This window comes from Paenibacillus sp. B1-35 (genome assembly GCF_050474385.1).
Classification (GTDB): domain Bacteria; phylum Bacillota; class Bacilli; order Paenibacillales; family Paenibacillaceae; genus Paenibacillus_B; species Paenibacillus_B alvei.
The window spans coordinates 203531-217157 of sequence record NZ_JBCHVJ010000004.1 but is presented as its reverse complement, the minus strand read 5'-3'; the positions used below and the strand labels follow the sequence as shown (position 1 = coordinate 217157).

Here is a 13627-nt window from a genome sequence, read left to right as displayed (position 1 = left end):
TCCTGCAGCTTGAACTGTATGGGAGGGCGGATTTTTTTATTTAAGATTTGTTATTTAAAGGATCATACGCGGTTATTGATCGCGGCGGTAGCCAAGAATAATGTGCTTGTTGTACGTTGCAAATAAATCATTCTACATTATTCTCCATAAAAGTAGGAAATTTTGGATTTGTGTCGAAGTATTTTCGGAATAGGAGAAATGAACTGCTTCCAACTGTAAAGGAGTCACTCTGCCATGTCACGTACGTTACACCCGTTGGCTTCGCTGCGCACAAGTATGCTGTTCGTGATACTGACCGTTCTCACTGCAGTGTTCTCTGTCATTGGGCTCGAATTTTCATACGGTGCAGAATTCATGCTGTGCGGAGCCACTCTGCTCATTATGCTTGTTCTGTACGGTTCGCATTGGGCGGCAATTATGGCGCTTATTGTTGGACTAGGCTTCTATTTTTCTGGTAATGGTTCATTTATATTGCTGCTTATTGGATTGGAAATGATTTTGGTTGGATATATGTATGAACGGAAGAGAGGACTTCTTCTCCTTTGGGACAGTCTGTTTTGGTTTGGAATCGGTGCTCCGCTTGCAGTGATGTTATTTTACTTGCAGACGAACGAATTCAATGCAGAGGCATTGCTTCAATATTTTATGTTCGCGATGAGCGGACTATTGAATGCTTTAATCGCAGATGTGGTCGTTACTTACATGCCATGGAAGCGGCTGATGCCTGACTTGCGAACGAAGTCAGTGTATCTCAATCAACTGTTGATGCATCTCTCCGTCGCAATTGTATTTATTCCATTCCTGCTGAATATGTTAATCGATAGCCGTGATATGCAGCGAGATATCGAGCGGGATTCCATCACAAGAATCGAATTGCAGACCGCTCAAATTACGGATACTTTATTGGGGATGGGGAAGAAGGAGCGCCAAGGCATTAACCTCGGATCGATTATGGAGACGGGAAAGCTTCGCGATAACCTAAAGCTCCATTCCCAGAACGGATTGTTGAAGCTGGCTGCTTATAATAAAAGGGGTCAGTTAGTCGCATCTAGTGATGAGGTATGGTTCGAACGAAATGGTGGGTATGTGGGTGACAATGTCCCTAACAAGTCTCCTGTCCGCGTGCCTGCCAATCATTCGCAGATGAGAACAGATGCTTATGGAGTGAGATCTTCCTTTTCCCGCATACTGCCTCCGGATCGAAATTATGATTATGGAACAAGGAGGTGGAATGACGGTTATTATGTACTGGAGGATAGGCTGACAGATCATCCGATCGCCAAGGTGGTTGGCTTTATTCCAATCTCCTATTTTTTGCAAACGACGATAGATGTGTATTTGCGCAAATTTCTTATGCTGTTCATGGTCTGCCTGCTTGCTACCGGGGTATCTCTTGCTGTAAGCCGCTTCATTGTCCGTTCACTCGGTGATCTGGAAAAAGCGACAGCGGGCATGCACCATCGATTGCTGAAAGATATTTCTGTTAAGTGGCCGTGTATTCGAATCGGGGAAATTCGCTCCTTGGCACTCAACTTCCGCGCGATGGGTGATCGCTTAACTGAAGTGTTCAAGGAATTGCTGCGCATGAATGAGAAGCTGCTGGATCAAACAAAGATGCTGGAACTATCGGAAGAGAGGCTGCAGCATATCGCATATTATGATACATTGACCCAGCTTCCCAATCGTCATTTCTTTACGATGAATGTGGAGAGAGCTTTGGACGCTGCAGAGAACAAGGCGAGCTCCCTGGCACTGATGTTCATCGATATTGATCGATTCAAGCATATTAATGATTCGCTTGGCCACAATGTGGGGGATATGCTGCTCGTACAAGTTGCGCAGCGCTTGTCTGATTGTCTGTCCAAGCTGTCCGGACGTCATTTATCTTCGAGATATGGAGGGGATGAGTTCATCATTATGCTGGAGGACAGCTCCAGGGAGGAGATCAGCGCAGTAGCAAATCGGATCCTGCACCGGCTTCGGGAAAGCTTCCACGTACAGAGTCATGAGCTGTTCGTCTCCGCCAGCATCGGTGTTTCCTTATACCCGGATAATGGACACGCCTATACGGATCTGCTGAAGCAGGCTGATACAGCCATGTATACGGCCAAAGACGGAGGAGGCCATTCAGTAGTGTTCTATGATGAACTGCAGCCGCAATTGCATCCTGAGCGCATGTTTATGGAAACTCGATTGTATAAGGCCTTGCAGCGTCGAGAAATGCTGCTTCACTATCAACCGATTGTTGATGTATCTGGAGAAGTCACGGGAGCAGAGGTGCTCCTTCGCTGGTTACCTGAAGAGGGCGGCTTCATCTCGCCGGCACAATTCATTCCGGTCGCAGAAGAAACAGGTCTCATTGTGCCGATTGGCGAATGGGTGCTGCGGACTGCTTGCATGCAGTATCGAATGTGGATGGATGCGGGCATGCCCAGCTTTCAATTATCGATTAACGTTTCATTAAGGCAGTTGCTCGTACAGGACTTTGTAAGTACCATTGATCGAATTATTAGAGACTATGAACTTTATCCGAGTGATTTGATTTTAGAAATAACCGAAGGATATATGAGTAAATCAATTGAACAGGTCAATGAGGTATTAAGCAATTTGAAGAGGCGAGGCGTACAGATTGGAATTGATGATTTCGGTACCGGTTATTCCTCGCTGCATCGTCTAAGAACATTGCCAGTGCATGTTCTGAAAATTGATCGTTCCTTCGTAAGGCATCTATTCGCCGATAAAGTGAACGCCTCGATAGTACAGGCGATCATTCAAATGGGAGACAGCATGAATCTGAAAGTAACCGCTGAAGGAATTGAAACCTCCCAAGAGCTCGATCAGTTGATAGCGCTAGGCTGCAAGCAATTTCAAGGCTATTATATTAGCCCTCCTCTTGCGGCCGATGAGTTCGCTGCCAGATTCCCTGACTTTTCTAGCCAGCTAAGAAGTCGCCCAGACTCAATTGCAGCATATGGGGGTTGATTCGTGAAAAGAAAGGGCTTATCATTTCATAAAATTAAGATGTTATCATTTTTGATCCTATTTCTATTTACGGCTTCCGGGTGTGATGAACAACCTTCGATTATGCATCAGGTGCAGGCTGATGATGAGCACATCGCGGAGGCTAAGCCGCCTTTATCGATTACGGTATGGTGCTTCGAAGAACAGTACGCCGACTATGCCAAGAAATTTGAAGCCGCGCATCCAGGGGTAACCGTAAATGTGAAGCGGTTCTCATATAAGGATCATGCGGAAGCCTACTTGGACGCCTTGGAGCAGGGATATGCACCGGATGTGATGGAGGTAGGCCATGAATTTCTGGGGGAATTCAATGGGATACAGGGCTTGGTTGACTTAAACGCCCCCCCTTTTCAAGCGAGCGAATTGAAGCCTGATATATCTCCAGACTTATGGGACACGGGATTATCCTATGATAACAAGCATCTCATTGCCCTTCCGATTACAACTTCGCCGCTCGTCACCTTTTATCGCAAGGATATTATGGAGCGTTACGGGTTCCCTTCAGAGCCAGAAAAGCTAGCTCTTTACATGGAGGATCCAGATCGATGGCTTGCAATGGCGAAGCGGCTGAAGGAGCATGGAATTTACCTGCTGCAATGGGATCGTGAGCCGCTGCAATGGTATGAGTCGATGTTCCCGCTATTAAACAGCCGCCTTCAATTTAATCGAAACAATGCAATGATTGCCCAAGGGTTGCTTTTGTCACAGCGTGTAAATGTGCAAGGGCTGGATGCCAATGTAGGGGTGTGGACAGAAGCGGGAACCGAAGCGCTTAGGAAAGGGAAACTGGCCATGGTGTACTTAGGATCTTGGGGGGAGCGGCAATTGGAGGAGTGGGCTCCGCATACGAAAGGATTGTGGAGAGCGACACGACTGCCAATGAAACTGTATGGCTATTACACAGGCTCGTCGCTCATTATGCCTGAACAGGCTAGAAATAAGGAGCTGGCATGGTCGTTCATGAAGAGTGTATTTTACGGAGTGACAGATGATTCGACAGTGGCTGCTTATTTGCCTTCTCGCAAGGTATTGCTGGATCAAGAACGCCATAGTCAGTTTCTAGGTGGGCAGCAGGCAGACCGATTATATATGGAGCTGGCTTCGAAGATGAAAGAGTTCCGACCAACCCCTCTCGATAAGCAGGCAGCCGAATGGTACCGCAGTGTAAAGCAGAGAGGAATTGAGAATAATACATTGCCGGATGTGATTCTTAATCAGATTGAGAAATTGATTGAACAGGGACTGCAGCAAGAGAGGCGTGTCATATTACAATATTCACGTGCGTTGTTCAAAACAATGGACATTACGTCATAAATGGCAAAGGCGGAAGAGTATAATCTCTTCCGCCTTTGCCTGTTGTTGTGGCCCATTATTGCAATGGGTGATTATGACCCCTTCTTTGTGACCAGACTCAGCCGTTCAGCTTGTATCCCAAGCTTTTTGAGCAGTTGAATAGCATCGTTCTTTTCTTCAAGTGTCAGACCGCTCATGGCACGCTTCAGCAGTATGGAATGCTTCGGGAATACCCCTCGCATTTCCTCACGTCCTTTATCTGTCAGCTCGGCAAAAATGACACGTCGATCAGTCGAACAAGGATGGCGGCGAAGCAAGCCGTTGCGTTCCAGCTTATCAATGACATACGTAACGTTGCCGCTCTGAAGCAGGAGCTTAGAACCGATTTGTTGAATGGGCTGAGGCCCTTTATGATAAAGCATTTCAAGTACAGCAAAATCAGTTGGGTTGTATCCTTCGACTTTGCACCCGGCGGCTGAGTGATCCGTAACGCTTTTGAATGCTTTGGAGAAGACACGGAATAGGTGCAAGGCAGCTTCGGTCTCGTGATCGATTCGTTCAGACATACGAATCCCCCTCATTACTTGGTTTACCCTATCATCGTATATCGAAGGTGACGGGAGATTAAATGTCATTTGTCACACTTGTGAAAGACTGAACAAAAAAATTTTGAATTGTTCAAATTTAGGGTGGGCGTTTTTCCTTGCTCAGGTATGCTCAGACTTCAAAATGGTTGTTGAGGGCCATTTTGAATGAATTTTTATGGCATTTCATCGAGATATGGATATGTGCAAGATTCTCGTTGATAGAGTAAACTGATGGCTAGGAGTAAGATATGATGGGGAACAGGGCTAGATCTAAGAATAAGGGGGGGATCCCATGGTTGTTCTTGATGCAAGGATACGATCTGCAGGATATGAAAAGGGCGAATCCAAAATAAATAACATTGCATTTCAAGTAGAAGCGGGACAATTAGTTGGTCTTATTGGACCTAATGGAGCGGGGAAAAGCACCACTATCAAGTCTGTGCTAGGCATTATGCGGGATGTCGAAGGGATTGTACGGATAGGGGATGGCAATGGCACGTATGCATACGTGCCGGAACAACCCGTACTTTATGATTCTATGACATTATGGGAGCATATAGAGCTTGCTGCTTCTGCACATGATCTGCCGCGTGAACAGTTTGAGAAGCAGGCTGAGTATTTGCTGAAAGAATTTCAGATGACAGAGGTGAAGCATCAGTTTCCGACGAGCTTCTCGAAGGGAATGCAGCAGAAGTTGATGCTGATAATCGCCTTCATGCTGAAACCCTCTTTGTACATCGTAGACGAGCCTTTCATTGGCTTGGATCCGCGTGCAACAAGGAAATTTCTACGTATGCTGGAGGAGGAGCGCAAGCGTGGAGCGGGTGTGCTTATGAGTACGCATGTACTCGACACCGCAGAACGTGTGTGTGACAGCTTCATTCTGCTGCATCAAGGCAGTGTTGTGGCACGGGGAACATTTGAAGAAGTGCGGCAAATGAGCGGCCTGCCGGATGGGACATTATTCGATTGTTTTGAGGTGTTGACATAATGGACAATGAGGAAAGGATTCTTCCAACTCGCCCATTGTCTACGATGAAGGTAACATCACCACGAACGCTTGCCTTCCGTCGATTTTGCGCGAATACAGTGTATCAGTGGAGAGCGCTGCGAATCGCATTGGATTGGACAGTATGGCTATATATTGTTGTTCCGATACTGCTGCTTGGGATGAAATTCTATTGGGGCTGGTGGGTTGAACCACTGGACGCCGCGTGGTTGAAGCTGTCTATTGTAGTCTGGCTGCTGCCACTTGTGCTGCCCATCTTAAGCGGGACACTTCGTACATGGGTTGAGGGTGGAGATATTTTATTTCTGCGACAGCGTCCTCATTGGTGGTACCCGCTTGTTCGCTTTGGGCTATGTCAATATCTGTTGCGAAGTGCAATCATAACCGCAGCTATCCTATTGCTGCTTGCACCTTGGCTCATTCGCGGTTATGCTTTCCTCCCTATAGACTTAATCGTGATAGGCTTTACGGTCTGCTGTTTGTCCTTCTTAGCTGGACTTATACGCAACTATAATAATGCCGTCTATTCAGGATGGAAGCGATTGTTGATCGATTTGATTATAGCCTTAGTTGCTATCGTATTGTTTGGAATCATCTTGTACTCGCTGGAATTTAATATCAGTGTCGTATTCGTTTATGGTGTGGTGCTTTTGTTCATCAGCGTTCCGTTAGTTCGCTGGCGTATCCATGTCCAGCATACATTCGAACAAGATGTCGAGCGGGAAGGGGAGGCCAAAATGCGCCTGACTGCCTTGCTGCTATCGCGAAGTGTGGAGAAGCCGCAGCGGCGCAAGCGGACACGACCATTGCTGTTTCCGAAATCAGGCTACATCATGAGCACCAACGATTCAGGGCGCCTCATTGGGGCAATTGCCGTCAAATCTCTTCTTCGAAGCGGAACAAAGCGCAAGTTTTATTTGCAGCTGCTGTTGGTTGGAGTAACGGCATCCTTCATCACATCGCTTCATGGACTGTTCATACTGATTGGACCAGTATTGTGCGTCATCCTTGGATACTGGCTAAGTCTGTACTGGAAGGAGTTCATAGAAGGTGACGTTGCGTCGATGTTCCGTTTTCGCTCGGAGAGTCTGCAGCAGGCATCGGCACATATGGCACGTGTATTATGCGCGGTGCCGGGTGCGCTGTGGGGGCTTGCGGCAGGTCTTGCCGCCTCACCGATTATGCTGCCTTTATATATTGCGGGCGGTGGTCTAATGGCTGCCTATATCGGCTCCGTAATTGTAATGATGCGTGGCTGGAAGGAGAAGAAAAAGCTGGCGGAGGAGAAAGAAGCGGAAGGAAATGTATTTTCTAAGGAATAGACGCCATTTACCTCCATTTCTGAGTTCAGCCAATTGCAGCCAGATTATGTGCATGTTCCTTCTGGCGGACGGGTATATTAAAGGAAGTATATTCGAATAGGAGGAACGAGGATGCAAGATACGACTGCAATTCGGTTCCGATTCTCGGATCCAGCAGGTGCAAGACTGGCGTTTGATACGCTGGAGGAGCTGGGTTACACACCTGCTTACGACAGTGCCAGCGGCACAGTACTGCATATTCATGTCGATAAACAGGATTTGACCTCTGCGCTCGAAATAGCAGAGGCGCATGGCGGTCAGCTTGTAGATGAAGCGAATATGACGGAGATGTCTGTGATGGATCAAGCCTATGGTATGAATTACATTCCAATCCCCGCTCATATGGTCAATGAGGATTGGGCGGATGATGATCGATATGCTTCCGTTAGACGCAACCCGAGTCATGATGACTTGTCGCATCGTGATGAGGAAGCTTATGGAATGTTTGATGATGAGCCCACGAATCATTTTCCGGGCGGCATCCATATCTGATAGAAGATGAACAGCCTGCTCCCTTGAGCAGGCTGTTCGCATGATTAGAACTGATGCATGTTTTGAACGGTAGCGTGCATACCGGCTGTATATCCGGTTGCAAAGGCTGCTGTTATGTTATAGCCGCCCGTATAACCATGCACGTCTAGTATTTCTCCACAGAAGTATAGTCCTTGCATTATTTTTGATTGCATTGTCTTCGGATCGATTTCCTTAAGATGCACACCGCCTCCAGTTACGAAGGCCTCCTCTATAGATAGCGTCCCGTTTATCTTCACAGGGAAAGCCTTTATCAATCGACACATATCCTGCCATGGCTGCTTCGGAATGTGGTCATAGGTTGTTCCCTCATCGATACCGGTTTGTTCAAGCAGCAGTGGAATCATGCGTTCAGGGAGTATATGCTTAAGCACATTCTTGATTGCTTTCTTCGGCTCTTGGGCACAGATGTGAAGCGAATCACGGACAAGCTCGTCCAACGACAGCTCTGGTTTTATATCGATAGTGACTTGGACTGTCTGAAGTCCGGAGCGCTTCAATTCCTTCACTACGAATTGGCTGCAGCGAAGGGCAGCGGGGCCGGATATACCGAAGTGGGTAAAGAGGAGGTCGCCCTCATGCTCGATCAATTTCTTCCCTTTGCTGTTCCATACCGCAATGCGAATATTGCGCAAGGATAGGCCTTGCAGCAGCTTCTCGCGAATAAAATACGTGTTGGAGGTCAACGGTACTTCTGTCGGATACAACTCTGTAATTGTATGACCGGCAGCTTCTGCCCACGCGTAGCCGTCTCCTGTAGAGCCTGTATGTGGAACAGACTTGCCTCCGGTAGCCAATACAACTGCGTTCGCATATAGTGTTGTTCCATCCTTGAAGAAAACCCCCTGGACGGCACCATCCTCGAATAACAAATTGGCTACAGGCTGATTAACGCGAATCGATACACCTAATCGGCGTACTTCGCCTAGCAGCGACTCAACGACCGTTTTGGCTTTATCTGACACAGGGAACATGCGGCCGTTATCCTCTTCCTTTAAAGCAATCCCGAGCTTTTCAAAAAACGCAATGATATCCTTATTATTGAAATGATTGAACGCGCTGTGCAAAAACCTCCCGTTTCCAGGGATATGCTGAATCAGCTCGTCCAGTGGTTTATTGTTCGTCACATTACAGCGTCCTCCGCCGGATATGGCCAGCTTGCGCCCAAGTCGATCTCCCTTATCCACGAGAACCACCTTGGCTCCACTGCGCGCAGCGGAGATGGAAGCCATAAGACCAGAGGGGCCGCCGCCCACGACGATAACATCGGTTCTTTCCATTTCATACTCCTTTGACAGGTCTAAAATACGCTCTGCGTATTCGGGTACTGAAGCCTATTGTATCGCAAAAACTAAAACTTCGCTAAAACGTTCAACAGCTCCATTGAAAAGACAAATATTTTATGCTTTAATCAAGCCAATCCTACCATCTCTATCATATCAAGAGGAGAACTGTATGTACGTAGCACTTAAGGAAATCTTATTGCAAAGCCTTATTGCTTGCATACCCGCGATTGCTTATCAAGTATGCTCCATGAAGCCGGAGCGAGTGCCACGCGCTCCTCTCGTCATTGGATTGTCTTCTGCCGTGTCCATGCTGCTTTGTATCGTATTTTCCTTTTATACGGAAACACCCCAGCCGTTTGATTTTCGATTTTTACCCTTTATGCTTGGTGTAATGTATGGCGGGCACCGAATTGGACTGCTCATGATCGGGCTCTATTTGAGCATGCTTGGATTTTTTTATCAAGATGGACATCCTCAGAAGTTATGGAGCGATGCGCTCATTTATATGATCCCTCTAATGTTTGCTTTTATTAATTCTTTCCGTCATTCCGGCTTCCGTCAACGCGTCGCTATTATTTTGTCTTTTTCCTTTGCAGGAATCATTCTATATTCAGTGGTTTATGGTGTTCTGCTATGGAGTCATGAAAGAGTGATAGATGGAAGCGTGCTTCTGTTGATGATTATGCTGGGAGCGGCTTTTATTCTTACTGCTTACTTAGTCGTGTATTATATGGAGGAAACAAGGGAGAAGCTGTTCCTTGAACAAGGGTATGAAATCGTCTCCGCGAAATACCGCGAGGAAGCAGAGAAGATGAATCAACTGATTAATACAACACCGCTCGGTGTCATTGCGGTTGATGCACAAACGAATATTACAGCAGTTAATGATATGATGCTGCGCAGCATGCGGAATACCGCGCCTCACGTGACGAAGGGGGATATTCTTGGTCGTCCGTTCCGCTGTCTAGTCACGCAGGTGGGAGACTTTCCATCCTTATATGAAGGCATGTATCGTGCGCTCGGCGGTGAGAAGGTAGAAGGTATCGTGGTTAGGTTCGATGAAAGGGAATACGTAGTGAGCGCCGGCGCAATTCGTAGTCAAGCAACTGGAGCGATTACCGGTGCTGTCGGAATGATGCATGATATAACAGAACTGTCGAAGCTGCGTGCAGAGCTGGGCAGAATGGAACGATTGAGTCTGGTCGGGCAGATGGCAGCAAGCATCACTCATGAGATTCGCAATCCAATGGCGGTAATTCGTGGATTCATGCAGCTGCTGCAAGAGAAAAGTCCAGACCATCTTAGAGAATACTATCGAATCGTTATGGAGGAGATCGATAGAGCGAACAGCATTATTAATGACTTTCTTGCATTAGCACAGAACCGAATTGTAGAGAAAGAGCATGTTCATCTTCATGATATTATCCGTCAGTTATCGCCGCTACTATGGGCGGATGCCAATATGAGGGGGCAAGAAGTAGCATTGAAGCTTTCAGAGGATGTGCCGATTTTCCCAGTAAATGTAAAGGAGATGAAGCAGCTTATCCTCAATTTGTCCCGCAATGCGATGGAAGCTATGGAGGAAATGATGTCCGGAGGCGTGCTTACGCTCGAAACGCGGCTAGACGGAGACCACGTACAGCTTCGTATCAAGGATACAGGGCCGGGTATTCCAGCCGATATCGTCGGACGTCTGTTCGAGCCATTCTATACAACGAAATCGAAAGGAACTGGTCTCGGTCTGCCGTTGTGCCTGAGCATCGTCGAGCAGCATGATGGAACGATTAAGGTGAATACGGGAGAGGGTGGAACAGTTTTTGAGGTGAATTTTAGCCTCGCAGAGAAGGCTCGCTCATTCCTTCATACTCCTGCAGCAGAACAGACCGCTAACAGGAGTCAACAGGTGCAGATGAATCATTTACAGCAGCCGGATAAAGAAGAGGCATTGAACCCCGTATAGACTTTCGTTAATATGAAGCTTGGAGGTGGATCAGGTGAGCGTCATGCAGCTTGGCAATATTACGATTCATTGGGGACTGCTCGTCAGCCTGCTGGCTTTGCTTCTGGCAGCTGGGGCTATGACGCTTCGGGCTCGGGCGGAAGGCGGCATCTCTCGACGCTATGGAGACTGGACAATGACAGTTATCCTCGTCATCATCCTCAATGAGAAATTCGGATTTTTGTGGGATACGCCTTCAATCTTGTGGCAGCAGCCACGTTCGCTGCTGTACATAACAGGCACTTCCACAGAGGGGAATATTCTGCTTATCCTCGGCATCATCGTGTGGACGACCTTATACATACGCAAACATCAGTTGTCTTATACTGTTCTGATCGATCTGCTTGCGCATAGTATGTTGACTTATGTTGCAGCTTATGGCTGGATCTATACGATCAATGGCGGGCATGCTCCCGGATTTACACCGCTTCTGCAAATTAGCGGCTTCGAAGTGGGGGGAATACCGCCGGCAGAGACACTCGGCTGCATTGTACTCCTTGCCTTGCTATGGGCCCGTCAGCGAAAGTTAGGCTTGTTAATTGACGCGCAAATCACCTTAGTGGTGTGTGGAGTGGTAGGAATGCTTGGAAGTTATGCATACGGGGAGGGAACGCCATGGCTTTTCCTGACTGTGGATCAATGGATTTTCAGTGCGATGCTAGTGGCAGGATACTTCGTAACTCGCTATAGGGAACGAGAAATACAGCATCAGGATGTGCAGGATGAAGCCTCTAAGATGGCAGAAATGAGAGAGCCCCCAGCTTCACAAGGATAGGTCGATTCCAGCTTGCGCATAATAGAACCGACTTTGTGAAAAGGAGGCCTATGCGATGAGCCAAGATTCAAAGGAACAGCGCAAGCAAGACAAGCAAAACAGCGCTGCAAATGATACCTGCGGAGTCGATAAGAAGTTGAACGGCCCGAACCGTCCTTCTACGTAGAAAGGATATGTCCAAGGGCTTCAAGCTTCCTCAGCAATGAGGGCCTAACTGGCAGAAGTCAGCGAGCCGGAACCGATATCGGTTTCGGCTTTCCCTTGCTTTACTTCCCTACAAGTGGTTACAATAGTAGCGACAGTGTCCGATGGTACTCATCCACTGGCAACGGAATTATTTATAGAGTTAGGAGTGAAGTAAGGATGTCCATGTCTTTTGAGCAATATATGCGTGATATGGTTCAACCTATGCGTGACGAGTTAACTTCCATCGGCTGCATTGAGCTGCGTACACCAGAGGAAGTGGAAGAGAAGCTTGCTACAGCGAAGGGAACAGCTCTTGTTGTTGTCAATTCAGTATGCGGTTGTGCCGCTGGACTGTGCCGCCCAGGTGTGCGCAAGTCGCTAGAGCACGATGCTGTACCGGATCACTTGTTTACGGTATTTGCAGGGCAAGACAAGGAAGCGACGGCTAAGGCTCGCGAATACTTTGCGCCGTATCCGCCTTCTTCTCCATCGATTGCGTTGATGAAGGACGGCGAATTGGTGCATTTTATTGAGCGTCATAATGTGGAGAATCGTTCTGCTGAAGAGATCGCTGCTGATCTGACAGCTGCGTACGATAAGTTCTGCCGCTAAGTTCACAATGCCCCGCATCTAGCTGATGCGGGGATTTCTATAGAATTGTAGGCCAAGCACTGATGCTTGTAGGAAGGGGACGGAATCATGAGTTTGCAGCAAGAGATTATTAAGCGTTTCAATGTACAGCCACAGATCGATCCAGATGCCGAGGTGCGCAAGCGGGTCGACTTCTTGAAGCAGTATGTGTTGAATACAGGGACGAATGGGCTTCTAATCGCGATTAGCGGCGGGATTGACAGTGCGGTAGCTACTGGACTGTGCAAGCAGGCGACAGATGAATTGACTGCGGAGACGGGCAAGGAATACATGACGCTTGGCGTGTTCCAGCCATATGGCACGCAGGCGGATATTTCAGACAGTTACGCTACTGCGAAAGCATTCAATTTGCAGCACACGGTAGAAACGAATATTGCGAAAGCGGTAGATGAAGCCGCTCAAGAGGTAGAAGCAGCGCTTAAGCAGTTGCCGAATGCACGTACACTGAGTGTTCCGAATAAAGGGAACATGAAGGCTCGTACGCGAATGGTGGTTCAATACGCGCTTGCATTTGATATGAACTTGCTCGTAGTAGGTACGGATCATGCATCTGAAGCGCTGACTGGCTTCTATACGAAGTGGGGAGATGGCGCAGTGGATATTACGCCATTGTCATCCTTGAACAAGCGTCAGGTTCGCTTGCTTGCCAAGCATATCGGTGTCCCAGCAAGTGTGATCGACAAGGCGCCAACAGCAGGTTTGTGGGAAGGTCAAACTGATGAGAAAGAGCTTGGCATTACGTACGAGCATAATAGCGATTATCTCGAAGGCAAAGCAATTCCAGATGACGTACGTGAAAAAATCGAGCGCCAATACCGGAAGACAGAGCACAAGCGCTCTCCGATTCCGGGCATCTAACGGAATAACAGGCAAACCGCTGATAAGCAGTTACCTACGTATAGAAGGCAAGCATCGCTCTGGATGCTTG

General features: G+C 47.7%; 12 protein-coding genes. 10 read left to right on the top strand and 2 right to left on the bottom strand.

The window, feature by feature from the left end:
* The first annotated feature begins 234 nt into the window (after window positions 1-234).
* Together ACQ5BJ_RS15245 and ACQ5BJ_RS15240 are read left to right on the top strand one after the other, a co-directional pair.
* Window positions 235-2982, top strand: a complete 2748-nt coding sequence (locus tag ACQ5BJ_RS15245; RefSeq protein ID WP_430111297.1) for an EAL domain-containing protein — start codon at window positions 235-237, stop codon at window positions 2980-2982.
* A gap of 3 nt (window positions 2983-2985) precedes the next feature.
* The gene (locus tag ACQ5BJ_RS15240) at window positions 2986-4335 is read left to right on the top strand and encodes an ABC transporter substrate-binding protein (RefSeq protein ID WP_289356949.1); all 1350 of its coding nucleotides are present in this window, start codon (window positions 2986-2988) and stop codon (window positions 4333-4335) included.
* Between the two features lie 71 nt (window positions 4336-4406).
* Here the strand turns inward: ACQ5BJ_RS15240 and ACQ5BJ_RS15235 are convergent, their stop codons facing one another.
* A complete protein-coding gene (locus tag ACQ5BJ_RS15235; protein WP_005543371.1) occupies window positions 4407-4880 on the bottom strand; it encodes a MarR family winged helix-turn-helix transcriptional regulator in 474 nt (157 codons plus the stop codon).
* 313 nt (window positions 4881-5193) lie between these two features.
* Between ACQ5BJ_RS15235 and ACQ5BJ_RS15230 the strand changes: the two genes are divergently transcribed.
* From ACQ5BJ_RS15230 to ACQ5BJ_RS15220, 3 genes are all read left to right on the top strand, one after another.
* Window positions 5194-5892 carry an ABC transporter ATP-binding protein gene (locus ACQ5BJ_RS15230; protein WP_430111293.1) on the top strand — a complete coding sequence of 233 codons (699 nt, stop codon included), beginning with the start codon at window positions 5194-5196 and terminating at the stop codon, window positions 5890-5892.
* On the top strand, window positions 5892-7232 hold the full coding sequence (locus ACQ5BJ_RS15225) for an ABC transporter permease (protein WP_268598861.1): 1341 nt from the start codon (window positions 5892-5894) through the stop codon (window positions 7230-7232). Before ACQ5BJ_RS15230 ends, ACQ5BJ_RS15225 begins: the two co-directional genes overlap by 1 nt.
* 111 nt (window positions 7233-7343) lie before the next feature.
* Window positions 7344-7763 (top strand): hypothetical protein, encoded by a 420-nt coding sequence (locus ACQ5BJ_RS15220; protein ID WP_005543367.1) that lies wholly within the window; start codon window positions 7344-7346, stop codon window positions 7761-7763.
* 44 nt (window positions 7764-7807) lie between these two features.
* Here the strand turns inward: ACQ5BJ_RS15220 and ACQ5BJ_RS15215 are convergent, their stop codons facing one another.
* A complete protein-coding gene (locus ACQ5BJ_RS15215; protein ID WP_430111289.1) occupies window positions 7808-9082 on the bottom strand; it encodes an NAD(P)/FAD-dependent oxidoreductase in 1275 nt (424 codons plus the stop codon).
* Between the two features lie 175 nt (window positions 9083-9257).
* On the opposite strand from ACQ5BJ_RS15215, the gene ACQ5BJ_RS15210 reads away from it, so the two are divergent.
* The 5 genes from ACQ5BJ_RS15210 (at window position 9258) to nadE (ending at window position 13557) form a co-directional block, all read left to right on the top strand.
* Window positions 9258-11048, top strand: coding sequence for a nitrogen regulation protein NR(II) (locus ACQ5BJ_RS15210; protein WP_367667711.1), 1791 nt, complete (start codon window positions 9258-9260; stop codon window positions 11046-11048).
* Window positions 11049-11091: 43 nt separating this feature from the next.
* Window positions 11092-11862, top strand: a complete 771-nt coding sequence (locus tag ACQ5BJ_RS15205) for a hypothetical protein (RefSeq protein ID WP_278000066.1) — start codon at window positions 11092-11094, stop codon at window positions 11860-11862.
* A 55-nt stretch (window positions 11863-11917) separates the two neighbouring features.
* Window positions 11918-12028: a hypothetical protein gene (locus tag ACQ5BJ_RS15200; protein WP_005543361.1), complete on the top strand. Its 111-nt coding sequence runs from the start codon at window positions 11918-11920 to the stop codon at window positions 12026-12028.
* Between the two features lie 197 nt (window positions 12029-12225).
* Entirely contained in the window at window positions 12226-12660 is a 435-nt protein-coding gene (locus ACQ5BJ_RS15195; protein ID WP_005543360.1) for a BrxA/BrxB family bacilliredoxin, read from the top strand.
* An 87-nt stretch (window positions 12661-12747) separates the two neighbouring features.
* On the top strand, window positions 12748-13557 hold the full coding sequence (gene nadE, locus ACQ5BJ_RS15190) for an ammonia-dependent NAD(+) synthetase (protein WP_197266271.1): 810 nt from the start codon (window positions 12748-12750) through the stop codon (window positions 13555-13557).
* Window positions 13558-13627: the final 70 nt, after the last annotated feature.